The sequence below is a fragment of the Humibacillus xanthopallidus genome (assembly GCF_006717145.1).
Lineage (GTDB): Bacteria > Actinomycetota > Actinomycetes > Actinomycetales > Dermatophilaceae > Humibacillus > Humibacillus xanthopallidus.
On sequence record NZ_VFQF01000001.1, the window covers coordinates 384659 to 409625 of the forward strand.

The window sequence follows — 24967 nt, forward strand, 5'->3', positions numbered from 1 at the left end:
CAACAGACGCCACGGCGCCGGCCCCCACATGGGGACCGGCGCCGTGGCGTCTGTGCGTGCCGCCCGACCGGTTGCCCTCAACCGGTCGGAGCCGGGTCAGAGGCCGAGCAGGCGGTTGAGCAGGCCGGCGAGGTTCGTGAGGCCGGAGCCGTCGAGCAGACCGGCGACGGCGCAGAGGAGGTTGCCGAGCAGGTTGCCCGCACCGGACTGCGCGACGATGTTGAGGTTGACCTGGTTGAGGTCGACGACGAGACCGAGCAGGTCGAGGTGCAGCGGTCCGAGCACGAGGTTGAGGATCCTGCAGCCACCGGACGCCGTCGCGCCTGCCACGGTCGTCGTGACCGTCTGGCTGACCGGGACGACCGCACCGGTGAGGGTCGTCAGAGTGCCGGTGACGAGGCCGGTGACGGCGAGCCGGCCGTTCTGGTTGGTGAAGCCGGTCGGCGCGAAGGAGCCGACGAACGTCCCGATCCCGGGGATGACCTGGTTGATCGTCGAGGCGGCAGTGGCGGTGCTGCCCGTCGCGGCCGCGGGAGCGGCCACCGGCGCGGAGGCGGGAGCTGCTGACGCGCTGGCGGCAGGGGCGAGACCGAGCGCTCCGACGGTCAGCACGCTGACGGCGGCGGTGCACACCTTGGTGGTGAGGTTCATGGTTGAGCTCCTTCTTCATCGAGTGCATCGGCTCCCTCGTGGGCGACCGATCACCCCTGAAGAGGGCCGTGGGGCAGGTCCATGACGCGAGCCTTCTTCAGCGGGCAGAGGCCCCCGACCCGACGGCCGAGCACGCTCCAGACGGGGAGTCGCCTGCCTGGATTCCGGTTCGCCCGGGAACCCCGCGTCATGGCGAAGGGGTCGCGGCGTCCGGTCCCGGATGGGTCATGTCGTAGGCCGCCACGAGGTCGAGCAGCAGGTCGGCCCCCGCGCTCGCGACGGCGAGCTGCTCGGGGCCGGGGCAGTCGCGCATCACGGCGAGGACCGCGTCCTCGTGGGTGCGGCACACCTCGATCAGGCTGATGCCGCTCGTAAAGGCGCGCCGGCCCAGGTCGTAGGCGGCAGCACGCGCGGCCTCGTCGCGCCGCGGGAGGAAGCGCAGGAGGGTGGTGAGGTGGTCCTGGGCGAAGGCAGCCGTGCTCCCGGGGTCGTCACCCGTGCTCACGGCCGGCGCCGACCGTCGTCGACCCCGCCGGTCAGCAGCGCGAGCCCCTCCTCGAGGTCGAGCGCGGTGGGGATGCTGCCCGTCCCCATGCCGAGCCGCACCATGGTGAAGGCCACCTCGGGCTGGATGCCGACGATGACCGTGCGTGCGCCCCGCAGCCGCGCCATCTCCGCGATGGTGCGCAGCGTCAGCGCGGCGAAGGAGTCGATGACGTCGAGTGCAGCGACGTCGATGATGACCCCGCGGGAGCGGTGCTCACCGATCTGGGCGACGAGGTCGGTCCGGAAGCGCTCGAGCTCGGAGTCGTCCAGGGCAGTGTGGACCGATGCGATCAGGGTGCTTCCCTGTCGCAGGATCGACACGAGCGCTGGACCTGAGTTCACGAGAGCGTCGCATCCTCCTTCTTGGTGACGGCGTAGCCGAGCAGGCGCTCGGCCTCTTCGAGCCCGCCCTGCAGGTCGCCGATGGTGTTCATCTTGCTCAGGTCGACGCCGATCGTCACGAGCGTCTGCGCGATCTTGGGGGACAGTCCCGTGATGATGACGCTCGCACCCATGAGTCGTGACGCGTCGACCGTCTGCACGAGGTGGTTCGCGACGGCCACGTCGACGTCGGGGGCGCCGGTGATGTCGATGACGACGACCCGTGCCCGGTGTCTGCGGATGCCCGCGAGCAGCTGCTCGGTGAGCTGCCTGGCGCGGTCGCTGTCGAGCACCCCGATGATGGGCAGGATGAGGAGGCGCTCTCGCACTGGCAGCACCGGGGTCGAGAGCTCGCGGATGGCGTCCTGCTGCTGACGGATGACCCGCTCCCGCTCGTCGACGAAGCTGACGGCCACGGTGTTGGCGATCCGGTTGGCGGCCGGCTCGTAGGCGTCGAGCACCTGGTTGAGCAGTCCGAAGTCGCGCTGGTACTTCTCGAAGAGCGAGCGGGCGAGCACGTCGCGCAGGAGCAGGACGATGCCCACGACCTCGTGCGTCTCGACGCCCCGCGGGATGATCCGCTCCGACAGGTCGCGGGCGTAGTGCTGCAGAGCCTCGACACTGCCGGTCTCGAGCACCTCGACGTAGTTGTCGTAGACCGAGGTGGTCTCGGCCGCCATCTCCTGGGGGGTCATGGCCGCGAGCAGGTGCGCCTGCTGGATCCGCTCTGCCCACTCCTCGCGCAGCCTCGTGCGGTGCTCGCGCAGGTGTGCCACGAGCTCGGAGAGCAGGTGCTGCCCCGGTGTCGTCTGTGTCATGTCGATGGGTCCTTTCCCCAGATGGTGATGGTCACGGTGGTGCCGGCGCCCTGCTCGCTCGAGATGGCGAACTCGTCCATGAGCCTGCGCACCCCGGGCAGGCCGAGGCCCAGGCCGCCGTAGGTGCTGACGCCGTCGCGCATGGCGGCCTCGAGGTCAGCGATCCCCGGACCGCGGTCGCGCGCCGTCACGCGGACTCCGGGCCGCGGCTCGTCGAGCAGCTCGACGAGCAGCTCGCCGGACCCGGCGAAGCGGACGATGTTGCGGCAGAGCTCGGAGACGGCGGTGGCGAGGACGGTGAGGTCTGTTCGTGAGAAGCCGAGCCGCCCCGCCAGCTCGCGTGCCGACCCGCGGGCCTTGACGATGTCGGGGTCTGCGGCAACCGGGATGCGCAGCACACCGTCCTGGCGCTGGCCCCGGGCGAGCAGCGGCTCGCTGAGTCGGCCGCAGAAGTCGCAGGAGAAGAGATGGGTGGCGGCGTCGAGCTCGCGCTGGCGGCGCCGGTCTGCGGCGCTGAGCGCGAGGAGCACGGGCCGGCACCGGTCGGTGGGCGGGTCACCGGACTCGAGCCCGAGGACGTACTCGACGCGCAACCTCGCACGGGACCGGCTGAGCCGAGCGGCCACGGCGCCGGGCGTCGTGCCCTCCTCCTCCGCGATCGTGCGCGTGTCGGTGCCCCGCAGCTCGTGCTCGATGAGCAGGGCGCGCTCGTGCTCGTCCAGGCGCCCGAGCGCCGAGGCCATGGCCGAGCGCTCCTCGCCGAGCAGGGCCTGTGCCTCGGGCGACTCGGGCACGCGCAGGTCGGCCGCCCGGTGCTGGTTGCGCCGCTTCCGGGCGTCGTCGCGCCACATGGAGGCGACGAGGTTCTTGGCCGTGACGATCGCGTAGGGCTCGAGCAGACCGGGGTCGACGGACGGTGCGGCCGCCAGCACCCGGGTCAGCGTCTCCTGGACGAGGTCCTCGGCAGCCGGATGGGTGCCGACCCGGGCACCCACGACGCGCCGGACGATCGCCTGCAGCTCCGTGAGGTCGTCTGCCTCCTGCAGAGGTCCTGCGCTGGCCGTCGCGTCGGCACCATCAGCCGACTGCGGACGTGTCATCAGGGGTCTTCTCCGGGCAGAGTGGCAGGACGGCGAGCACGGACCCCACGCGCTCGCGGTGGACATACCCGCACAAGACCCCCCTGAACACTCGTTGCCGGTCGGCGTTGGGCACCTGGATGGGGCGTTGACTAGGGTTGGTCAGTCGGCCCCGCGCCGTCACCCCACCAACCAGAGAGAGGTAGTCATGGTTGACCACCCCCGCGCCCGCAAGGTCGCCGACCGGATCAAGGTCATCGTCGCTGAGTACCTCGAGTTCCGGATCAAGGACGACCGCCTCGGCTTCGTCACGATCACCGACTGTCGCGTGACGGGCGACCTGCAGCACGCGACCGTCTTCTACACCGTCTTCGGTACCGACGAGGAGCGTCAGGCGAGCGCTGAGGTGCTCGAGGCCAACAAGGGCCGCATCCGCTCCGCCGTGGGCAAGGGCATCGGCATCCGCCTCACGCCCTCGCTCGAGTTCATCGCCGATGCCCTGCCGGCCGACTCGGCCCACCTCGAGGACGTCCTCGCCCAGACCCGCGCCCGCGACGCCGAGCTCGCTCGTGCGTCCGCCGGCGCGACGTATGCCGGTGACGCCGACCCCTACAAGAAGCCCGCGGACGACGGTGACGCGGACGCGGCCGCGCCCTCCGCCGCGCCTGCCGGTGCCGTCGACCAGGACGCCCAGGCTCGATGACGGACGTGCTCGGCGGCCTGCTCGTCGTCGACAAGCCGGCTGGTTGGACGAGCCACGACGTCGTCGCCCGGGTGCGCCGGCTCGCGGGCACCCGGCGCGTCGGCCACGCGGGCACGCTCGACCCGATGGCGACCGGTGTGCTCGTGCTCGGTGTCGACCGCGGCACCAAGCTGCTCACCTTCCTCGTGGGCTGCGACAAGTCGTATGGCGCGACGATCCGTCTCGGGCAGTCCACGATCACCGACGACGCCGAGGGTGAGACGTCTGCGCTGCTCGGGGTTCCCGATGCGCGCGCGCTCGAGGCCGAGCTCCCGGCCGCCGTCGCACGTCTCACGGGTGACATAGAGCAGGTGCCGAGCTCGGTCAGCGCGATCAAGGTCGGCGGGGTGCGCAGCTATGCCCGGGTCCGCGCCGGCGACGACGTCGTGCTGCCCGCCCGCCCGGTCACGGTGAGCCGCTTCGACGTGCATGCCGTCCGTCCCGCACAGACCCAGGCCGAGGTCGGTCCTCCGGTCGACGTCGTCGACGTGGACGTCGAGGTCGACGTGTCGTCAGGCACCTACGTCCGCGCCCTCGCCCGCGACCTCGGCGACCTCCTCGGGGTCGGCGGCCACCTCACCGCCCTCCGCCGCACCCGGGTGGGTCGCTTCGACCTCGCGCAGGCGCACTCTCTCGAGGAGCTCGCCGCGGCGTCCGAGCGGGAGGGACGGGACGGCATACCCCTGCTGCCGGTGGCCGAGGCGGCGCGGGCGCAGCTGCCCGTGCACGAGGTGAGCACCGAGGAGGCCGTGCGGATCGGCCACGGCCAGCGCATCCGCAGCGGCTTCGAACGGGTCGGCGCCGTGGCGGCCATCGACCCGTCCGGTCGTCTCGTCGCCGTGCTCGACGAGACGGCGGAGCAGGCCCGCGCCAAGGTCGTCTTCGCCGCGGCCGGAGCGGGCGCCTGACCACCGTGCGCGACGACCGTTTTGCGGCCACTACAGTGGGCGCCGTGGATCGCTGGCACGGACTCGACGACATCCCGGCCGATCTCGGCCCCACCGTCGTCACGCTCGGCAACTTCGACGGTGTCCACCGCGGGCACCGCGAGGTCCTGACGCGCGTCGTGCGCGAGGCCGCTGCCCGCGGGGCGACGCCCGTGGCCGTGACATTCGAGCCGCACCCGATCGCCGTGCTCTACCCCGACCGCGCGCCTGCCGCCGTGATGTCGCTCGGCCAGCGGCTCGACGCGCTCGAGTCGGTGGGTCTCGCAACGCTCGTGCTCGACTTCACCCCGGAGTTCGCCCAGCAGACCCCGGAGGAGTTCGTCCAGGGCACCTTCGTCGAGGCGCTCGGGGCCGTGGCCGTCGTCGTCGGCAAGGACACCCGCTTCGGCGTGCGCAACTCCGGTGACGTCGACACGCTGCGCGAGCTCGGCGAGACGCACGGCTTCGAGGTGGTCGCGCTCGACGACATCGGCGAGGGCAGCATGACGACGCGGTGGAGCTCCACCCAGCTGCGGGCCGAGCTGCTCGAGGGCACGGTCGCGCACGCCGCGCAGATCCTCGGCCGACCGCACCGGGTCTCGGGCACCGTCGTGCACGGCGACCACCGCGGTCGCGAGCTCGGCTACCCGACGGCCAACCTCTCGCAGGACCACGAGGGCCTCGTGCCCGCCGACGGGGTGTATGCCGGGTGGCTCCTCAGGCTCGACCTCGCCCCTGACGCTGCCGACCGTTCCCTCCCGGCTGCGATCTCGGTCGGCACCAACCCGACCTTCGACGGTCACCAGCGCCGCGTCGAGGCCTACGTCCTCGACCGCACCGACCTCGACCTCTACGGAGAGCGTGTCGTCGTGGAGTTCGTCGACCGGCTGCGGCCGACGCTGCGCTTCGACGGCGTCGAGGCTCTCGTCGAGCAGATGGCCCTGGACGTGGACCGGTGTCGCGAGATCCTCTCGGCGTTCGTGCCGTCCTGACGCCCGCGCGGGGGAAGGGGCGCGGGCCCGGCTCACGCACGTCGTGGCTGCGGGTCGACCTCGGTCTCTTCATCGGGGCAGCGGGGCTCTCGCTCGTCGGTGTCGTGCTCGTCTGGTCGGCCACCCGTGAGACACACGGTGCCGGCCTGGCGCTCAAGCAGCTGCTCGCCGTCGCCATCGGCATGGCCTGCGCGGTGGGCCTGACGCGGCTCGACATCCGAGTCGTGCGAGCGCTCGCGCCGGTCGTCTACGTGCTCGCCGTCGTCGGTCTCGTCGCGGTCGTCTCGCCGCTCGGGTCGACCGTCAACGGGTCGCGGTCGTGGATCCGGCTGCCGGGCGGCTTCACCCTGCAGCCCTCCGAGCTGATGAAGGTGGCGCTCGCGATCGGCCTCGCCATGCTGCTGGCCGACCGGGCCGACCGTGGGCTGCGACAGCGGCACCGCGACGTCGCGCTCGCGTGGGTCGTCGCCGGCATACCGGTCGTGCTCGTGCTCGCCCAGCCCGACCTCGGCTCGGCCCTGGTGCTCGTCGCGATGGCCGTGGTCATCATCGCCGCTGCGGGGGCGCCCTGGCCGTGGACGGTGGGAGTCGTGCTCGCCGGGGCGGCCGTCACGGTCGCCGCCTTCACGACGTCGCTGCTCTCGACCTACCAGAGCAACCGGCTCAAGGCCTTCCTCGACCCGTCGCTCGACCCGCAGGGCATCGGCTACCAGACCCGGCAGGTGCGCCTCGCCATCGGCTCCGGCGGCCTCTCGGGTCAGGGGCTCTTCGCGGGGCCGCAGACCCAGGGCGGCTACATCCCCTTCCAGGAGACCGACTTCGTCTTCTCCGTGGCGGGTGAGGAGCTCGGGTTCGTCGGGGCCCTCGGGCTCGTGCTGCTCATCGCCTTCATCGTCGTGCGGGCCGCCGTCGTGGCCCGCCGGGCTGACACGTTCGGGCGACTCGTCACGCTCGGCATCGCGGTCTGGCTCGGCGTGCAGGCGTTCGAGAACATCGGGATGAACCTCGGCCTCACGCCCGTCACGGGGCTGCCGCTGCCCTTCGTGTCCTACGGCGGGTCCTCGATGATCGCGTCGTGGATCGCCGTGGGACTGGTCGGCACGGTCGCGTCGTCGTCGGTGCGAGGTGGGCTCCGCCCCGTCTGACGGTGCGCGTGAGGGCGCCGCGGGGGCCCGCGAGAGCAGCGGGACGGGGGCCGCGGCGGCGGTATGCCGCCCTCCCGCCTGTCGAGGTGATCCCGCCGCCCACGTGGGGCTCGGCATCACCTCCATCCAGCCGGATCGCCGCAGTTACCGACGGGTCACATTGCGGTGTCTTTCGGCGGTGGGGAGGTGACGTGCGCCCGTTCCTTTGGCATCATCCGGGCATGACGCGGCGCCCGCAGACGCCGATGACGGGTGCCGCAGCGACAAAGGAGTCCGCATGCCCCTGATCTCTCTCGCCGACCGAGCCGTCGACGAGTCGATCCTCGACCAGCGAGCCCCGAGCGTCGGAGCGCTCTTCCGCCAGCGCGTGGAAGCGACGCCCGACGCGCCGGCATACCTCTACTTCAGGGGCGACTCGACCGACCTCACGACCCTCACGTGGCGTGAGACGGACGCGATCGTCACCGAGTGGGCCGCCGGGCTCATCGCCATGGGCGTCCAGCTCGAGGACCGGGTCGCCATCGCCTCGACGACGCGCGTCGAGTGGATCCTCGCCGACCTCGCGATCATCTGCGCCGGGGGCGCGACGACGACCGTCTACCCGACGACGATCGCCGAGGACGTCGCCTACATCCTCACCGACTCGGGCAGCACGATCGTCTTCGCCGAGAATGCCGAGCAGGTCGCCAAGCTGCAGGCCGTGCGCAGCGAGATCCCCGGGGTCGCGCACGTCATCAACCTCACCGGCGAGGGCAGCGAGGACGGCTGGGTCATCACGACCGACGAGCTCGCCGCCAAGGGCCGGGAGTGGCTGGGCGCGACACCGGACCTCGTCGCATCGCGCGTCGACCAGCTCGGGCCCGACAGCCTCGCAGTCGTCATCTACACATCGGGCACGACCGGACGGCCCAAGGGCGTGCGCCTCGTGCAGGACAGCGTCGTCTACGAGGGCGCCGTCATCGAGGCGATGGGCACCCTCGGCAAGGACGACCTGCAGTTCCTCTGGCTGCCGCTCTCGCACGTCTTCGGCAAGATGCTCGTCGCCACCGGCCTGCAGATCGGCTTCCCGACCGCGGTCGACGGGCGGGTGGAGAAGATCGTCGACCACATGGCCGTCATCAAGCCGACCTTCATGGCCGGTCCGCCGCGCATCTTCGAGAAGGCGCACGGCCGTGTCGCGCTCATGTTCGCCCAGGAGAAGGGCCTCAAGAAGAAGCTCATCGACTGGGCGCTGTCGGTCGGCGGCGAGATGCGTGACGTGCTCGCCCGGGGCGAGGAGCCGTCGGCGTTGCTCGCGCGCAAGCACGGGCTGGCCGACAAGCTCGTGCTCCAGAAGGTGCAGGAGCGCTTCGGCGGCCGGGTCCGCTTCATGATCAGCGGCTCGGCCCCGCTCAACGCCGACGTGGCGCGCTGGTTCGGCTCGGTCGGGCTGCTCGTCCAGGAGGGCTACGGCCTCACCGAGACCTCCTCCGGCACGACCGTCAACACGCCGGAGCACGGCTCCTACCAGTACGGCTCGGTCGGGTGGCCGATGCCCGGCACCGAGGTGCGCATCGCCGAGGAGGACGGCGAGATCCTCGTGCGTGGCCCCGGCGTCATGCGCGGCTACCACAACAACCCCGAGGCGACCGCCGAGGTGCTCGACGAGGACGGCTGGTTCCACACCGGCGACATCGGGCGAATCGACGAACGCGGCTACCTCTTCGTCACCGACCGCAAGAAGGACCTCTTCAAGACCTCGGGCGGCAAGTACATCGCCCCGGCCGAGATCGAGGCCCGCTTCAAGGGTCTGTGCCCCTTCGTCAGCCAGTTCCTCGTGCACGGGGCCGGCCACAACTACGCGACCGCGCTCGTCACTCTCGACCCCGACGCCATCACGATGTGGGCGGCGACCGAGGGCCTCGCGGGCAAGTCCTACAGCGAGATCGTTACCTCGCCGCAGGCGCGCGCCCTCGTGCAGGGCTACGTCGACCAGCTCAACGCGGGGCTCAACCGCTGGGAGACGATCAAGAAGTTCACCATCCTCGAGAAGGACCTCACGATCGAGGAGGGCGACCTCACGCCGAGCATGAAGCTGCGCCGCCGCGCGGTCACCGAGAAGCACCTCGCCGAGATCGACGCCATGTACGAGGAGGGGTGACCACGCGGCACCCCGCGTGATCCAGGACGCCGGCCCCACGGCATACGTCGGGGGTCGGCGTTTCGGCGTTGCGCGGTGGCGCACGTAGCATGAGCGGATGCCTGGTGAATCCCTGTGGGCCGACCTCGAGCCGCTGCTGGAACGGGTCAACAAGCCCATCCAGTACGTCGGCGGTGAGCTGAACTCCACCGTCAAGGACTGGCACGTCGGTGGCTACGGCCCGACCGGCGAGGAGCTGACGACCCGCTGGGCGCTGATGTATCCCGACGCCTACGAGGTGGGCGTGCCCAACCAGGGCGTCATGATCCTCTACGAAGTCCTCAACGAGCGCGAGGACGCCCTCGCCGAGCGCACGTATGCCGTGTGGCCCGACATGGAGGCGCAGCTGCGGTCCGCCGGTCTGCCGCAGTTCACCGTCGACGGGCACCGCGCCGTGCGCGACTTCGACCTCTTCGGGCTGTCGTTCTCGACCGAGCTCGGCTACACGAACATGCTGAACGCGCTCGACCTCGCGGGCATGCCGTTGTATGCCGCGGACCGCGGTCTCGAGGACCCCATCGTCATCGCCGGTGGTCACGCGGCGTTCAACCCCGAGCCGATCGCCGCCTTCATCGACGCGGCCATCGTCGGCGACGGCGAGCAGGCCGTGCTCACGGTCACCGACATCGTGGGGGAGTGGAAGGCCGCGGGCCGACCCGGTGGCCGCCGCGAGGTGCTGCTGCGTCTGGCCCGCACCGGTGGTGTCTACGTGCCGGCGTTCTACGACGTCTCCTACCTTCCCGACGGCCGGATCAAGCGCGTGGCGCCCTCCTCCCACGCGGCGGGAGTGCCGTGGCGCGTCGCGAAGCACACCGTCATGGACCTCGACGCGTGGCCCTACCCGAAGCAGCCCCTCGTGCCCGTGGCCGAGTCGGTGCACGAGCGGATGTCGGTCGAGATCTTCCGCGGGTGCACGCGCGGCTGCCGCTTCTGCCAGGCGGGCATGATCACCCGCCCCGTTCGGGAGCGGTCGATCACCGGCATCGGCGAGATGGTCGAGCGCGGTCTTGCGGCAACGGGGTTCGAGGAGGTCGGGCTGCTGTCGCTGAGCTCGGCCGACCACTCCGAGATCGCCGACCTCACCAAGGGACTCGCCGACCGCTACGAGGGCACGCAGACCGGGCTCTCGTTGCCGTCGACCCGCGTCGACGCCTTCAACATCGACCTCGCCAACGAGCTGACCCGCAACGGTCGCCGCTCGGGGCTGACGTTCGCCCCGGAGGGGGGCTCCGAGCGGATCCGCAAGGTCATCAACAAGATGGTCTCGGAGGAGGACCTCATCAGCACGGTCGCGGCGGCATACGGCGCCGGGTGGAGGCAGGTGAAGCTCTACTTCATGTGCGGGCTGCCGACGGAGACCGACGAGGACGTCCTGCAGATCGCCGAGCTGGCCAAGAAGGTCATCGAGACGGGCCGGCAGGTGTCCGGCCGACGTGACATCCGCTGCACGGTGTCGATCGGCGGCTTCGTGCCCAAGCCGCACACACCGTTCCAGTGGGCCGCCCAGCTCGGCGCCGAGGAGACCGACGCGCGCCTGGCGAAGCTGCGCGAGGCGCTCCGGTCGGACCGGCGCTACGGCTCCTCGATCGGGTTCCGCTACCACGACGGCCAGCCCGGGGTCGTCGAGGGACTGCTCTCCCGCGGAGACCGCCGTGTCGGCAAGGTCATCGAGGCGGTGTGGCGCGACGGCGGACGCTTCGACGGGTGGAGCGAGCACTTCTCCTACGAGCGGTGGATGCGTGCGGCCGAGACGGCTCTCGCGGACGAGCCCGTCGACGTCGCGTGGTTCACGACGCGCGAGCGCGAGCAGAACGAGGTGCTCCCGTGGGACCACCTCGACTCGGGTCTCGACAAGGACTGGCTCTGGGAGGACTGGCAGGACGCGCTCGACGAGACCGAGGTCGACGACTGCCGGTGGACGCCGTGCTTCGACTGCGGCGTCTGCCCCCAGATGGGCACCGAGATCGAGATCGGCCCGACGGGCAAGACGCTGCTGCCGCTGACCGTGCTCGGGTCGGGCCGCCAGGAGCTGCTCGAGCACCAGCACTGAGGGGTCGGGGCCGGACGTCGCTGTGCGGCTGGCACCTCTCGCGTGTCAGAGGTGCGGACCGCACAGCTGGTCGCGCGGCTGACACCTCCGAGGACCCAGAGGTGCCAGCCGCACAGGTGGTGGTTGTGCCTGGGGCCTGGACCGCTCAGACGGCGAAGAAGACCCGTGACGTGTCCGGCACCGAGACACCGGTGCCGTTCGTCGTGTCGGTGAGCTGGATGTTGGTGTAGGAGACCGAGGCGAGGACGAGCCGCTGGCCGCTCGGGCAGCTGAAGCCGCCCGCCGAGATCGGGCCGGCGCTCAGGCTGGCCTGGACGCGACCGTTCTTCGGCTGGAAGGTGCCGCCGCCGGTCACATCGCCGTTGACGGTCTCCTTGTTGGCGGCCTTGGGGTGGTTTCCGCCGCCGTTGATGCACGCGTAGACGGCCGAAGCGTCAGCCGTCAGGGTGTAGTCGATGTCTCCGTTGCCGAGCCCCCGCTCGTCGAAGGAGACGACGAGGGCGCCAGAGCTGCCGACGGACGAGCTGACGCTGAAGAACTTCGCTGCGACCGCTGCTGCCGGGTTCGCCATGACGATGGCGACGCCGAAGGCGATCATCGCGACGAGGACAGACTTGACGACCTTCATGCTGGTACTTCTTTCCCTGGGTGGAGGTGCCCGACCCCCGACTCGGGTCTGTGACGCCGGCGGTCCTGGTCGGCCGCGTCGTCGTGTGAGAGGCGGAAAGTGGGTCCCTCGATACGGCTCCCGCCGGAGCGGCGGCATATGCCCGGAAAAGAGTCATGACCGGTCCGGGACACTCGCCCCGAACCGGTCATGCTCTTGTGATGTTGGGCGCCCCGAGGAGCCCTGTCGCGGTCCAGCCGCCCCCTCGGCCAGATCACGACGAGGTGTCAGCTCACGAGCTGGAGATCGTCCCTCCGTTCGTGACGGTGAGGGCCGACGTCTCGTGACAGCTGGCAGCGATGCTGCGCTGGGCCGGGTTGGTGCTCGTGTAGCTCACGCGCCACGAGAACGAGCCCGTCGCCGTCTGGGCGGGAGCGTTCCCCGACAGGACGGTCTGCGACGAGGCTCCTGCAACCGACTTCGTCGTCGAGAACGCCGATGAACCCGCGCAGGTGCCGTTGGTGAAGAACTCGAACGAGACGGTGCCCGCCAGGGGACCGCCGGCAGACGCCGAGACGGTCACGGAGTCGCTCGGCACCCACGTCTGGTCGCTCACCAGGGAGGACGGCACCGTGCTCACGGTCACGTCTTCTCCGGTTTCGCCGCAGGTGGCGTTGTGCGACGTCCCGGCCGTGTTCGGCGAGTCGCCGTTGTAGCTGGCCTTCCAGTGGTAGTCACCTGCGGAGGTCGGCGTGAACGAGGCCGGCCCGTACGACGTGTTGTCGCCGGTCACCGGGACGCTCTGTGTCGCGGCAGTCACCTGCGACCCGCAGCTGCCCGTGCTCGGGCCGAAGAGGGTGAAGGTGATCGACCCGCCGGCTGGGATGCGAGGGCCGACGGAGGCAGACGTGTGGATCACGGTCGACGTCGGCTCCGGGGCGGTACCGGTCAGCGACGCGGTGTCGGTGATCGCGGTGCCCAGGGTGACGTTGTTGCCGGCGTCAGTGGTCAGGAGCGGCGTCACCGGGTTGATCTTGAAGCACTCGCCCGTGCTGACGTCACTCGATCCGCCGATTCCGGCGCTGGAGACACCCGTGTACTCCGCCTTCCAGCAGTAGCGACCGGCAGCGGTCACCCAAGCACTCGGTGAAGTCACCGTGACCGGGTAAGCACCGTCAGGATCACTGACCACGACGTCATTGCCGACCAGCACTGACACCGGGTTGATGGTGTCGCAGGTGGCTGTGGCAGCAACGGGGGGAGTAGCCGACGGGTTGCCTGCCGAGTCGTTGGCCCTGCAGAGCGTGAAGTCGATGGTTCCGCCTGGGTTGGCGGAGCCACCCGTGAGGGCGATGAGAGCCGAGTCCTTGACCTGCACCACACCTGCCGTGGTGATGCTGACTCCAGTGGCCGGAATGGCGGCGCCGGCGGCATCCCGCGGCGTCGTCGTCGTGGTCGTCGTGCAGTTGCTCAAGGTTCGCCCGCTGGTGAGGATCGTGTCCTTGTAGTCAGCCGTGTCCGAGTTGCCGGTGACAGTACTCGGGATGATGTTGGCAAACGCCAGACACCGAGAGACGCCACCATAGATCGCGTCTGTGATGTTGATGGCAGCCTCGCCCCTGAAGCCGTCTGCGCTGTATGCAGCGGCCGACACGTTGGCGTCCAGCAGCTGCGGGGCGCCGAGGGTGAGATTGGGGGCCGTTCCGCTCCAGACCCGGAGGTAGAGATCACGACTGCCGCCTTGCTGGTCCCACAGGATCATGAAGTCCCCAGGGGCCGGAGGAGTCTGCGTCGCGTCGGGACCCGAACGGTTGGCCCACGGGTTGCAGTTCGCGATGAGCGCCGTGTCGTCCTGGGTAGGGCCGAACGCGCAGGCGGTCGGGGCGGCATTCTTCATGAACTCGTAGGCGATGAAGCCGCTGCCGCTGTTGGAGTCGCGTTCCCAGGCGAAGTAGATCCAGTCGTCCCCACTACTGTCCTTGGCCGTGTTGAGCCAGGCCTGGCGCAGGTCGACCTGTGCGTTCGGGTTGGTGAGACCGAGCGTCGGCGGGACGTCGTTGTGGATGACGCCGATCTTCGTCGTGTTCGAGTTCAGCGGACCAAGCTCCTTGACGCTCCCGAACAGATCCGTCAGTGGCGTCCCTCCGTCAGACCCGGGGACCACGGCCGAACCATTGGGGCCGATGTCGAAGGGTGGTGTTGAGCCTGCAAAGGCGTTCGGGGCAGTGAGGATCGCGAGCGGCAAAGCCACTGCGGCGATGAGGGAGACCCAACGAGTGCGGCTGCGGCCCGCCGGTCCTGGTGGTGGAACAGCTGGTGACTTCCCCCGAGACAAATGCCATGACAAATTCATGAATGTCTCCGTACATGAGCGGTTTGTCGGCCCCCGCACCGTTGGAGGTTGTGCGTCGACGATGACGGCACGATCGCGGCGAGCCCCCCGGCCCGCGTCCCCCGAGTGGTCGCCCCTTCAGGGCCCACCCACGTCCAGGTTCGACGGTAGGACGGCGTCACGGGCTGGGACGAAGATCACAGAAAGTCGTCCAGTTTGCCCGGCAAGTCCCGGAAGAAGTCCGAACATGGGACCCATATCCGGAAGATCTGCCGCAATCGACCGCCCTAGACGGGATATCCGACGTGTGCCAGCGCCTGGCGGACGAGCACCCCGTGCGATCCGGACATCTCCGGACCGGCAGCAATCGTGGCCGCCTCCTCGGGCGTCACCCACGACAGGTCGAGGGCGTCCTTCTGCGGCCGGCAGTCGCCCATGACGGTCACGACGAAGGCGAGCGATACGGCGTGCTGACGCGGGTCGTGGAAGGGCGTGACCCCGGGCGTCGGGAAGAACTCGGCGACAGTGAAGGGCTGTGGTGACAAGGGGATTCGCGGCAGCGCCACCGGACCGAGGTCGGTCTCGATGTGGCGCATCAGGGCGTCACGGACCTTCTCGTGGTAGAGCACGCGACCACCGACGACCTCCTGGCCGATGCCGCCGTCGCTGTCGGCGCGCAGCAGCAGACCGATGTGCGTGACGACACCCTTGTCGTCGGCGCGCACGGGGATGGCGTGGACGTAGAGGATGGGCAACCGGTCGCGGGCGTTGTCGAGGTCCTCGCGGCTCAGCCACGCTCCGGTCGTCTCCGTCTCGTTCATGACCTCATCCTGCCAAACGCCCGCCCGGGGGCGACGGCCACATCCAGTCCGGGTCCAGACTGGCGACCATGGACGACCACTCCGGCACGACGAGCCACGTCGACTTCGGCGGCAGAGCCGTCGCGGCGCCCTTCCCCGAGCGCTGGATCCACGGGGTGCCGCCACGGGCGAGCCGCGAGCTCCGCGAGGCGGACCCGCCACTCCAGGTCCACCGCCACGACGAGCACACCTACGTCCTGCGCCAGAGCCAGCGGCTGACCTTCGAGGGCCCCTTCCTCTACCTGCTCCTCGGCAACGAGCGGGCCCTCCTGCTCGACACCGGTGCCGTCGCCGACCCCGGCCGTATGCCGCTCCGATCGACCGTGGACGGCCTCCTCGACGAGTGGCTGGCAGGACACCCCCGCGATCGCTACCCCCTCGTCGTCGCCCACACGCACGGCCACGGCGACCACGTCGACGGAGACGGGCAGTTCGCCAATCGACCTGACACCACCGTGGTCGGCCGTGACGTCGACGCCGTCAGGAAGCACTTCGGCTTCACGGACTGGCCCCGCCAGACCGTCCCCTTCGACCTCGGTGGACGGGTGCTCGAGGTGACGGGCAGCCCCGGGCACCACAGTGCCGCCATCACGATCCGGGACCCGTGGACGGGCTGCCTCCTCACCGGCGACACGGTCTATCCCGGCCGGCTCTACGTCGAGGACGCCGCAGCATTCACCCAGACCCTCGAGGCCCTCGTCGAGATCGCCGACTCGCGCTGGGTCAGCGCGGTCATGGGCTGCCACGTCGAGATGACCCGGACCCCCGGCCGCGACTACCCCCTCGGCACGACGTACCAGCCCGACGAGGCGCCCCTGCCGATGACGGTCGGGCAGCTGCGGTCCGTCCGCGACGCCGCCCGCGAGGTCGAGGCCAGGCCCGGCGCTCACGTCCGCGACGACGTCATCATCTTCAACGGCCCGTGCCGGGGCGCCATGGTCCGCCAGGTCGCCCGACGCGCGGTGGCCGAGCTCGTCGGCCGGGTTAGGCGCTGAGGCCCTCCCTCACCGGGGGCATTCGAAGACCTTGCCGGGGTTCATGATCCCGCTCGGGTCGAAGACCGCCTTGAGGCGCCGCTGCCGCGCCAGCTCGGCAGCGCCCAGTTCGAGACCGAGCCACGGCACCTTGACCGAGCCGATGCCGTGCTCACCGGTGATCGTCCCCCCGAGCGAGAGGCCGAGCCGGATGACGTCGTCGAAGGCCTCCCACGCCCGGGCGAGGCTGTCGGGGTCGTCGTGGGCATAGACGATCGACGGGTGGAGGTTGCCGTCACCGCCGTGGCCGCTCACCGGCACGACGACAGAACGGCGCTCGCCGATCGCCTCGATGCCCCGCACGAACTCGGCGAGCCGCCCGATCGGCACGCAGACGTCCTCGGCGAGTCGCCCGCCCAGCGCCTCGAAGGCGGTGCTCATGACCCGGCGACCGGCGAGCAGGGCCTCCGACTCCTGCGCGTCGTCGGCGACCGCGACGTCGGTGGCGCCGGCGGACTCCAGCAGGGCGGCATACCGGACGAGGTCGTCGGCGACGTGCCCGGGCCGGTCGGACTGCACGAGCAGCACGGCCGCGCAGTCGTCCGGGAAGCCGAAGTCGCCGAACGCCTGGATCGCCCGCACGCTCGTGCGGTCGATGATCTCGAGCAGGCACGGTCGGTGCGGGTCGAGCCGCAGCGCGACGATGCCGGCCACGGCGGCGTGGAGAGAGTCGAATACCGCGAGCGCCGTGAGCGCCGGGTCCGGCGCGGGAGCGAGCCGCACGACGGCCTCGGTGACGACGCCGAGCGTGCCCTCCGAACCGACGAAGAGGCCGGTGAGGTCGTAGCCCGCGACCCCCTTGACCGTGCGGTGACCGGTGCGCATCACCTCCCCACCGGGCAGCACGACCTGCAGCGCCTTGACCCAGTCGGAGGTCACGCCGTACTTCACGCAGCACAGCCCGCCCGCGTTCGTCGCGACGTTGCCGCCGATCGTGCACGTCTCCCACGACGCCGGGTCGGGGCCGTAGAAGAGGCCGGCCTCGGCAGCCGCCTGCTTGAGAGCGGCGTTGACGACGCCGGGGCCGACGACGGCATACCCCTCGAGCGGGTTGACCTCGTGGATCGCGTCGAGCCCCTCGACGTTGAGGACGATGCAGCCGTCGGTGGCGGTGGCGCCGCCGGCCCGCGACGTGCGGGCGCCCTGCGGCACGACCGGGGTGCCGGTCGCCTGGGCGTGCTCGAGCACCGCCACGACATCGTCAAGGTCGCGGGCCCGGACGACGGTGAAGTCGTCCGCTGGCGGCCCCAGCGAGACCGTCGCGTCGAGCGCGTACGACCGCCGCACGTCGGGGTCGGCGACCTCACGACGTGCGAGGCGCTCGGGCAGTCTGGGCACGCTGACAGGCTAGACTGACGCCCACAGGCGTTCGAGCCGTCATCAGCGGCGAGCCTCCGGAAGAACAGAGCGAGAGCTCCCACTAGACCCGGACGGGTGGGCCCGTCACAGCCTTGGACAAGAGCGGCCGTATGCCGTCCGCCCGAGTGGGTGGGAGCGTGCGGCAAGCGGGGTGGTACCGCGGCAGCCTCCGGCAGGAGACGTCGTCCTCGTGGCAGAGACGAGCGACCAACAGACGCGAACCCAGGAGACCACCAGCATGACCTATCCCCAGGTCACCACGAACGGCGAGACGACCGGCGAGGGCACTGCCCGTGCGGGCGTGCCCTCCAACCCGCGCTTCCCCGAGATCGAGGAGCGGGTGCTGAAGTACTGGGACGAGGACGGCACCTTCATCGCGTCCGTGGAGGGCCGCGACGCCGGCACCGACGGCGACAACGAGTTCGTCTTCTACGACGGGCCGCCGTTCGCCAACGGCCTGCCGCACTACGGCCACCTGCTCACCGGCTACGTCAAGGACATCGTGCCGCGCTACCAGACGATGCGCGGCAAGCGCGTCGAGCGCCGCTTCGGCTGGGACACCCACGGGCTGCCCGCCGAGCTCGAGGCGCAGCGCCAGCTCGGGCTCAAGACGAAGCAGGACATCGTCGACCTCGGCATCGACAAGTTCAACGACGCATGTCGCACCTCGGTGCTGAAGTACACGGGCGAGTGGCGCGACTACGTCACCCGCCAGGCCCGGTGGGTCGACTTCGACAACGACTACAAGACGCTCGAGCCCGACTACATGGAGTCGGTCATCTGGGCCTTCAAGCAGCTGCACGAGAAGGGCCTCGTCTACGAGGGCTTCCGCGTGCTGCCCTACTGCTGGAACGACCAGACGCCGCTGTCCAACCACGAGCTGCGCATGGACGACGACGTCTACAAGATGCGCCAGGACCCCGCTGTCACCGTCGGCCTCCGCCTCGAGACCGGCGAGCTGGCCCTCGTCTGGACGACGACCCCGTGGACCCTGCCGGCCAACCTCGGCATCATGGTCCACCCCGACATCGACTACGTCGTCGTCGAGTCCGACGTCACGGGCACGACCGAGCGCTACGTCATCGGCGCCGCGCGTCTCGCCGCCTACGCCAAGGACCTCTTCGGCCCCGACGTCGACACGAACACGTTCGACGAGCGGATCGTCGAGCGCCTCAAGGGCGCCGACCTGCTCGGCCGCTCGTTCACGCCGCCGTTCGCCTACTACGAGGGGCACGAGCGCGCCCACCGCGTCTTCCCCGCCGAGTTCGTCACGACGGAGGACGGCACGGGTCTCGTGCACACCGCGGGCGCCTTCGGTGAGGAGGACAAGATCGTCACCGACGCGGCCGGCATCGAGCCGGTGGTGCCCGTCGGCCCCGACGGCCGCTTCACCTGGCCCGTCACCGACTACGAGGGCATGCACGTCTTCGACGCCAACGCGCACATCATCGACCACCTCAAGGCGGCGACCCGGCGAGAGGGCGACACCGGCTCGGTGACGGCCGGCACGGTGCTGCTGCGCCGCGAGACCTACGACCACAGCTACCCGCACTGCTGGCGCTGCCGCGAGCCGCTCATCTACATGGCGGTCTCGTCGTGGTTCGTCGAGGTGACGAAGGTCAAGGACCGGATGCTCGAGCTCAACCAGGAGATCGAGTGGACCCCGTCGCACATCCGCGACGGCCAGTTCGGCAAGTGGCTGGCCAACGCGCGCGACTGGTCCATCTCGCGAAACCGCTTCTGGGGCAGCCCGATCCCCGTGTGGAAGTCGGACGACCCGCAGTATCCCCGTCTCGACGTCTACGGCTCCTTCGAGGAGCTCGAGCGTGACTTCGGGGTCGAGGTCACCGACCTGCACCGCCCCTTCATCGACAGTCTGACGCGCCCCAACCCCGACGACCCGACGGGCCGCTCGACGATGCGCCGCGTCGAGGAGGTCTTCGACGTCTGGTTCGACTCGGGCTCGATGAGCTTCGCCCAGGTGCACTACCCCTTCGAGAACGCCGAGTGGTTCGAGCACCACTTCCCGGGCGACTTCATCGTCGAGTACATCGGGCAGACGCGCGGCTGGTTCTACACCCTGCACGTCCTCGCGACGGCCCTCTTCGACCGGCCCGCCTTCAAGACGTGCGTGAGCCACGGCATCGTCCTCGGCTCCGACGGCCAGAAGATGAGCAAGTCGCTGCGCAACTACCCCGACGTCTCCGAGGTCTTCGACCGCGACGGCGCCGACGCCATGCGGTGGTTCCTCATGAGCAGCCCCATCCTGCGCGGCGGCAACCTCGTCGTCACCGAGCAGGGCATCCGTGACGGCGTGCGCCAGGTGATGATCCCGCTGTGGAACGCGTGGTCCTTCTTCGCGCTCTACGCCAACACCGCCCGTGGCGGCGAGGGCTACGAGGCCAAGCGCTCGACGAGCTCGACCGACGTGCTCGACCGCTACCTGCTCGCCAAGCTCAGCGAGTTCGTCGGCGACATGCGCGACCAGCTCGACGACTACGAGATCGCCTCCGCCTGCGACACGATGCGCAGCTTCCTCGACGTGCTGACGAACTGGTACATCCGTCGCTCGCGCGACCGCTTCTGGGGTGGTGAGACCGAGGAGTCCCTCGCTGCCTTCGACACCCTGTGGACCGCTCTCGAGACGGTCACCCGGGCCACGGCGCCGCTGCTGCCCCTCGTCACCGAGGAGATCTGGCGCGGCCTCACGGGGGGTCGCTCGGTGCACCTCACCGACTACCCCGACCCGGCGGACCTGCCGACCGACCACGCCCTCGTCGTCGCGATGGACCGCGCCCGCGAGATCTGCTCGACGGGCTCGAGCCTGCGCAAGGCGCAGAAGCTCCGCGCCCGCCTGCCGCTCGGTGACCTCACCCTCGTCGTGCCCGAGCCGGCGAGCCTCGAGCCGTTCCGCGGCATCATCCAGGACGAGCTCAACGTCAAGCGCCTCACCCTCGTCGACCTCGCGACGGCGAGCGAGGCCGACTTCGGCATCACCCAGCGCCTCACCGTCAACGCCCGCGCCGCCGGCCCCCGGCTCGGCCGCGACGTCCAGCAGGCGATCAAGGGCAGCAAGTCCGGCGACTGGTCGGTCTCGGCCGACGGCGTCGTCACCGCAGGCGGGCTCGCGCTTGTGGACGGGGAGTACGCCCTCGAGACGGTCGTGGCCGGCGGCGCCGCCGACAGCCGCGCGACGGCGATGCTGCCGGGCGGGGGCTTCGTCGTGCTCGACACGACGGTGACGCCGGAGCTCGCCGCCGAGGGTGTGGCTCGCGACCTCGTCCGCGCCGTGCAGCAGGCCCGGCGCGACGGCGGCCTGCACGTCAGCGACCGGATCAGCCTGACGATCCAGGGGTCCGACGAGGTCTTCGAGGCCACGGTCACCCACCGCGACCTCATCGTCGGCGAGACCCTGGCGACGCAGTTCGCCTCGGGACCCCTCGGCACCAACGGGTCGACACCGGCCGCACCGGTGCTCCCCGGAGCCGTCGACGTCGTCGTCGGTGACAACCAGCCCGCAACGATCCTGGTGGTGAAGCGATGACCGCGCCCCGACCCTCCGACGGCTCCCACGGCGCTCACGGCGGCGTCGGCGAGGACGACCTCGAGATCCGCCTCGCCGACGGCGACGACCTTGCCGGGGTCCTCTCGGTCGGCCACCGCACGTGGCTCGCGACGTACGAGCCCATCGCCGGGCCGGAGTACGTCGCCATGGGCCTCGCGAAGTGGTGGACCCCCGATGTCGTCACGACCTCGATCCGTCAGGGCCGCACCCTCGTGGCCGTCGACGACGACGAGGTCGTGGGCGTCGCGACGTTCGGGGCGCAGGACTCCGCCTTCGCCCTGTGGAAGCTCTACGTCCTGCCGGGCCACCACGGCCACGGCATCGGGTCACGGCTGATGAACGCCGTCGTCGACCGGGCGCTCGAGCTCGGCCACGACCGCATCGTCCTGTCGCACATCGAGGGCAACCGCCAGGCCGCCCGCTTCTACACCGCCCACGGCTTCACCGAGACGCACCGCGAGTCGGGCGGCTCCGGCCTGCCCGTCAGCGTGTGGATGGAGCGCCACATCGCGTCGTCGCGCGAGGACGACGCGGCCCCCTCGGAGGGGTCGGAGTGAGCGGCCGCCCCGACGCCGCGCAGCAGGACGCTGCGCGCACGCTCGAGGAGATGAGGCGCATGCGCGAGATCGAGGAGGAGATCCTCGCCCGCGCCCCCGAGAACGACATCGGCCCGTCGCTCGAGCGCATCACCGCGGTCATGGAGCTCGCCGGCGACCCGCAGCGGACCTATCCGACGATCCACCTCACCGGCACGAACGGCAAGACGTCGACGAGCCGGATGATCGATGCGATCCTGCGCGAGAGCGGGCTGTCGACGGGCCGCTTCACCTCGCCGCACCTGCACGACATCCGTGAGCGGATCACCCTGTCGGGCAAGCCGATCCCGCGCGAGAAGTTCATCGCCGCCTATGACGAGATGGCTCCGCTCATCGAGATCGTCGACGCCCGCTCGCTCGAGTCGGGCGGCCGACGGATGAACTTCTTCGAGGTGCTCGTCGCGCTCGCCTACGCTGCCTTTGCCGATGCCCCGGTCGACGTCGCCGTCGTCGAGGTCGGTCTCGGCGGCTCGTGGGACGCCACCAACGTCATCGACGCCCAGGTCGCCGTCGTCACGCCCGTCGACCTCGACCACACGCACCTGCTCGGTGACGACGTCGTCTCTATCGCCGAGGAGAAGAGCGGCATCATCAAGGCCGACTCCGTCACCGTCTCGGGCGCCCAGGACGAGGACGTCACCCAGGTGCTCAAGGACCGTGTCGAGGAGGTCGGTGGCAGCCGGATCGTCTTCGAGGGCAACGACTTCGGCGTCGTGACGCGTGAGGTCGCCCTGGGTGGCCAGCAGGTCGGTCTCCGTGGCCTCGCGGGGGAGTACGCCGACCTCTTCCTCCCGCTCCACGGCGCCCACCAGGCGAGCAACCTCGCGACTGCGGTTGCGGCCGTCGAGGCCTTCCTCGGCGGTGGGGAGCAGCGCATCGACGCCGACGTGCTCGCTGCGGCCTGCGCGAGCATGACCTCGCCCGGACGCCTCGAGGTCGTGCGGCGGTCGCCGACCGTGCTCGTCGACGCGGCGCACAACCCGCACGGCGCGCGCTCGCTCGTCGCCGCGCTCGACGAGGCGTTCACCTTCACCCGCCTCGTGGGACTCGTCGGCATCGTGGCCGACAAGGATGCCGTCGGCATGCTCGAGGTGCTCGAGCCGGCCCTCGACCACGTCGTCATCACGCGCAGCTCCTCGCCGCGGGCGATGGCTCCCGACCGCCTCGGCGCGCTCGCGTCCGAGATCTTCGGCGAGTCCCGCGTCACCGTCGTGCGCGACCTGCCCGACGCGCTCGAGCAGGCCGTCACGCTGGCGGAGGCCGAGGGCATGGGCGGCGGGGTCATCGCGACCGGCTCGGTCATCACGGCCGGCGAGGTGCGCATGCTCCTCGGCACGACGGACGTGTGACCGGCGGATGTCGCAGCTCGCCGCCGGCCGGCCGCCAGTCCGAGTGGGCACGACCGCCCGAACCGCCGTGACCGCCCGAACCGCCGTGACCGCCCGAACCGCCGTGACCGCCCGAACCGCCGTGACCGCCCGAACCGCCGTGACCGCCCGCTTAGGCTGACCCCATGCCTCCCTTCGTCAAGCTCGTCGTCATCGTGGCGGTCGTCGTTCTCGCCGTCGTGCTGTGGGGGCGGGTCATGGGCCGGCGCGACCCCGACCGCAAGCTCGTCGGCCTCACCGACGCCGTGCGCGCCAAGGTGAGCCGCGAGATCAGCGCCGGCCACAAGCTGAACGCGATCAAGATCTACCGCGAGGCCACCGGCGCGCCGCTCACCGACGCCAAGAGCGCGATCGACAACTGGTTCGTGCCCGGCCGGGGGCCGGGCGTTCGTGACGCGGCGTCCTCGTGGAGCGAGGGGCGCCTGACCGACGAGGCCCGTTCGCGCATCAGCGAGCTTGTAATGGCGGGTCGGCGCGAGGACGCCATGGCCCTCTATGCAGAGGCCACGGGCGCGAGCAGCACCGAGGCCCAGGCCATCATCCGCACGTGGGACACCGCGCAGGACTTCTGACCCAGGACCCCCGGCCACCCACTCGCACTCCCGAGCCCCACCGCACTCCAGCACCCAGCACCCGAGGACCCTCCGATGCGCGGCATCATCTTCTACGGCACGACCGGCAAGTTCACCTGGCGCATGCTCGCCACCGTGCTCGGCGGCGAGGCGCTCTGCATCGCGCTCGGTGCCCTCGTCGCCCGCGGCCTCGCGGCGACCGACGCGGCAGCCAGCCCCACGGCATACCTCGTCGTCGGGATCGGGCTCGCGGCCCTCGCCGTCGTCGCGGCGGGCACGCTGCGCCGGCCCTGGGGCATCACCCTCGGGTGGGGGGTGCAGGCGCTGACCCTGCTCAGCGCGCTCGTCGTGCCGCTCATGCTCGTCGTCGGCATCTTCTTCCTCACGATGTGGGTCACATGCCTCATCCAGGGCGCGCGGATCGACGCCGAGGTCCTGCAGCGCGAGGCGGCCGCTGCCGAGGCAAACGTCACGGCCGAAGGCGGTGGGTCGGCCGGCGGCCCGGCCGATAGGGTGGACGAGTGACCACCGAACGCTCACTCGTCCTCGTCAAGCCCGACGGATTCAAGCGCGGACTCTCCGGGGAGGTGCTGCGTCGCATCGAGGCCAAGGGCTACACCCTGGTCGCCCTCGCGGTGCTGACCCCGACCCGCGAGCAGCTCGCCGTGCACTACGAGGAGCACGTCGGCAAGTCGTTCTACGAGCCGCTCGTCGACTTCATGACCTCGGGCCCGGTCACCGCCGTCGTCATCGAGGGCGAGGACTGCGTCAAGGGCTTCCGCTCGCTCGCCGGGGCCACCAACCCCACCGAGGCGCTGCCGGGCACGATCCGCGGCGACTTCGGGCGCGACTGGGGCACCCCGGTGCAGCAGAACATCGTGCACGGCTCGGACTCGCACGAGTCGGGCCAGCGCGAGATCGCCATCTGGTTCCCCGAGCTCTGAGCCGGGCGGCCGGGTGGCCGCTCTCCCCGGCGCCGCTCCGGTGTCGTCCCCTCGGACGTCCCGCGGTCCGCTGACCCCGGGGTGTGCCGTCCGGTGGCGTGCCGCGCCACGCCCGGGGCCGCGTCACTCGAGTCACACCCGTCACACAATGCGCGACACTCGCCCGATGCGCTCGGGCCCGCGCGGTGGCCGCGACACAAT

At 70.7% G+C, this 24967-nt stretch carries 22 protein-coding genes; 13 read left to right on the forward strand and 9 right to left on the reverse strand.

Annotation, left to right across the window (positions count from 1 at the left end; translation table 11 throughout):
- Positions 1-96: 96 nt before the first annotated feature.
- The 5 genes from FHX52_RS01725 to FHX52_RS01745 all read right to left on the reverse strand — a co-directional run bounded on the left by FHX52_RS01725 (position 97) and on the right by FHX52_RS01745 (position 3496).
- Positions 97-651 carry an ABC transporter substrate-binding protein gene (locus FHX52_RS01725; RefSeq protein ID WP_246069566.1) on the reverse strand — a complete coding sequence of 185 codons (555 nt, stop codon included), beginning with the start codon at positions 649-651 and terminating at the stop codon, positions 97-99.
- 187 nt (positions 652-838) lie between these two features.
- On the reverse strand, positions 839-1156 hold the full coding sequence (locus FHX52_RS01730; protein WP_141819374.1) for a phosphatase RsbU N-terminal domain-containing protein: 318 nt from the start codon (positions 1154-1156) through the stop codon (positions 839-841).
- On the reverse strand, positions 1153-1539 hold the full coding sequence (locus tag FHX52_RS01735; RefSeq protein ID WP_141819376.1) for an STAS domain-containing protein: 387 nt from the start codon (positions 1537-1539) through the stop codon (positions 1153-1155). Before FHX52_RS01735 ends, FHX52_RS01730 begins: the two co-directional genes overlap by 4 nt.
- Positions 1536-2396 carry an STAS domain-containing protein gene (locus tag FHX52_RS01740; RefSeq protein WP_141819378.1) on the reverse strand — a complete coding sequence of 287 codons (861 nt, stop codon included), beginning with the start codon at positions 2394-2396 and terminating at the stop codon, positions 1536-1538. The genes FHX52_RS01735 and FHX52_RS01740 overlap by 4 nt, the downstream gene beginning before the upstream one ends.
- Positions 2393-3496, reverse strand: a complete 1104-nt coding sequence (locus FHX52_RS01745; protein WP_141819380.1) for a sigma-70 family RNA polymerase sigma factor — start codon at positions 3494-3496, stop codon at positions 2393-2395. Before FHX52_RS01745 ends, FHX52_RS01740 begins: the two co-directional genes overlap by 4 nt.
- 187 nt (positions 3497-3683) lie before the next feature.
- Between FHX52_RS01745 and rbfA the strand changes: the two genes are divergently transcribed.
- From rbfA to FHX52_RS01775, 6 genes are all read left to right on the forward strand, one after another.
- The gene (gene rbfA, locus FHX52_RS01750; RefSeq protein WP_141819382.1) at positions 3684-4178 is read left to right on the forward strand and encodes a 30S ribosome-binding factor RbfA; all 495 of its coding nucleotides are present in this window, start codon (positions 3684-3686) and stop codon (positions 4176-4178) included.
- Complete coding sequence (gene truB / locus FHX52_RS01755) at positions 4175-5125, forward strand: tRNA pseudouridine(55) synthase TruB (protein ID WP_141819384.1); 951 nt, start codon at positions 4175-4177, stop codon at positions 5123-5125. The genes rbfA and truB overlap by 4 nt, the downstream gene beginning before the upstream one ends.
- A gap of 44 nt (positions 5126-5169) precedes the next feature.
- Positions 5170-6135, forward strand: coding sequence for a bifunctional riboflavin kinase/FAD synthetase (locus FHX52_RS01760; RefSeq protein ID WP_141819386.1), 966 nt, complete (start codon positions 5170-5172; stop codon positions 6133-6135).
- On the forward strand, positions 6099-7280 hold the full coding sequence (rodA, locus tag FHX52_RS01765; protein ID WP_141819388.1) for a rod shape-determining protein RodA: 1182 nt from the start codon (positions 6099-6101) through the stop codon (positions 7278-7280). Before FHX52_RS01760 ends, rodA begins: the two co-directional genes overlap by 37 nt.
- A 277-nt stretch (positions 7281-7557) precedes the next feature.
- Entirely contained in the window at positions 7558-9420 is a 1863-nt protein-coding gene (locus FHX52_RS01770; RefSeq protein WP_141819390.1) for an AMP-dependent synthetase/ligase, read from the forward strand.
- 97 nt (positions 9421-9517) lie between these two features.
- On the forward strand, positions 9518-11509 hold the full coding sequence (locus tag FHX52_RS01775) for a TIGR03960 family B12-binding radical SAM protein (RefSeq protein WP_141819392.1): 1992 nt from the start codon (positions 9518-9520) through the stop codon (positions 11507-11509).
- A 145-nt stretch (positions 11510-11654) separates the two neighbouring features.
- Here the strand turns inward: FHX52_RS01775 and FHX52_RS01780 are convergent, their stop codons facing one another.
- The 3 genes from FHX52_RS01780 to FHX52_RS01790 all read right to left on the reverse strand — a co-directional run bounded on the left by FHX52_RS01780 (position 11655) and on the right by FHX52_RS01790 (position 15269).
- The gene (locus tag FHX52_RS01780) at positions 11655-12137 is read right to left on the reverse strand and encodes a hypothetical protein (RefSeq protein ID WP_185747034.1); all 483 of its coding nucleotides are present in this window, start codon (positions 12135-12137) and stop codon (positions 11655-11657) included.
- Positions 12138-12408: 271 nt separating this feature from the next.
- Positions 12409-14280 carry a serine-rich family protein gene (locus FHX52_RS01785; protein ID WP_141819394.1) on the reverse strand — a complete coding sequence of 624 codons (1872 nt, stop codon included), beginning with the start codon at positions 14278-14280 and terminating at the stop codon, positions 12409-12411.
- A gap of 455 nt (positions 14281-14735) precedes the next feature.
- Positions 14736-15269 (reverse strand): NUDIX hydrolase family protein, encoded by a 534-nt coding sequence (locus FHX52_RS01790; RefSeq protein ID WP_141819396.1) that lies wholly within the window; start codon positions 15267-15269, stop codon positions 14736-14738.
- Between the two features lie 68 nt (positions 15270-15337).
- Here FHX52_RS01790 and FHX52_RS01795 point away from each other — a divergent pair, with 68 nt between their 5' ends.
- Positions 15338-16303, forward strand: coding sequence for an MBL fold metallo-hydrolase (locus FHX52_RS01795; RefSeq protein ID WP_141819398.1), 966 nt, complete (start codon positions 15338-15340; stop codon positions 16301-16303).
- 9 nt (positions 16304-16312) lie between these two features.
- Here the strand turns inward: FHX52_RS01795 and FHX52_RS01800 are convergent, their stop codons facing one another.
- Complete coding sequence (locus FHX52_RS01800; RefSeq protein ID WP_141819400.1) at positions 16313-17680, reverse strand: FAD-binding oxidoreductase; 1368 nt, start codon at positions 17678-17680, stop codon at positions 16313-16315.
- 259 nt (positions 17681-17939) lie between these two features.
- Between FHX52_RS01800 and ileS the strand changes: the two genes are divergently transcribed.
- From ileS to ndk, 6 genes are all read left to right on the forward strand, one after another.
- Positions 17940-21245 carry an isoleucine--tRNA ligase gene (gene ileS, locus FHX52_RS01805; RefSeq protein ID WP_141819402.1) on the forward strand — a complete coding sequence of 1102 codons (3306 nt, stop codon included), beginning with the start codon at positions 17940-17942 and terminating at the stop codon, positions 21243-21245.
- Entirely contained in the window at positions 21242-21823 is a 582-nt protein-coding gene (locus FHX52_RS01810; RefSeq protein ID WP_141819404.1) for a GNAT family N-acetyltransferase, read from the forward strand. Before ileS ends, FHX52_RS01810 begins: the two co-directional genes overlap by 4 nt.
- Positions 21820-23211, forward strand: coding sequence for a bifunctional folylpolyglutamate synthase/dihydrofolate synthase (locus FHX52_RS01815; protein ID WP_141819406.1), 1392 nt, complete (start codon positions 21820-21822; stop codon positions 23209-23211). The genes FHX52_RS01810 and FHX52_RS01815 overlap by 4 nt, the downstream gene beginning before the upstream one ends.
- Before the next feature lie 164 nt (positions 23212-23375).
- The gene (locus FHX52_RS01825; protein ID WP_141819408.1) at positions 23376-23822 is read left to right on the forward strand and encodes a hypothetical protein; all 447 of its coding nucleotides are present in this window, start codon (positions 23376-23378) and stop codon (positions 23820-23822) included.
- A gap of 75 nt (positions 23823-23897) precedes the next feature.
- Entirely contained in the window at positions 23898-24347 is a 450-nt protein-coding gene (locus tag FHX52_RS01830) for a DUF4233 domain-containing protein (RefSeq protein ID WP_141819410.1), read from the forward strand.
- Positions 24344-24766, forward strand: coding sequence for a nucleoside-diphosphate kinase (gene ndk, locus FHX52_RS01835; RefSeq protein ID WP_141819412.1), 423 nt, complete (start codon positions 24344-24346; stop codon positions 24764-24766). The genes FHX52_RS01830 and ndk overlap by 4 nt, the downstream gene beginning before the upstream one ends.
- Positions 24767-24967: the final 201 nt, after the last annotated feature.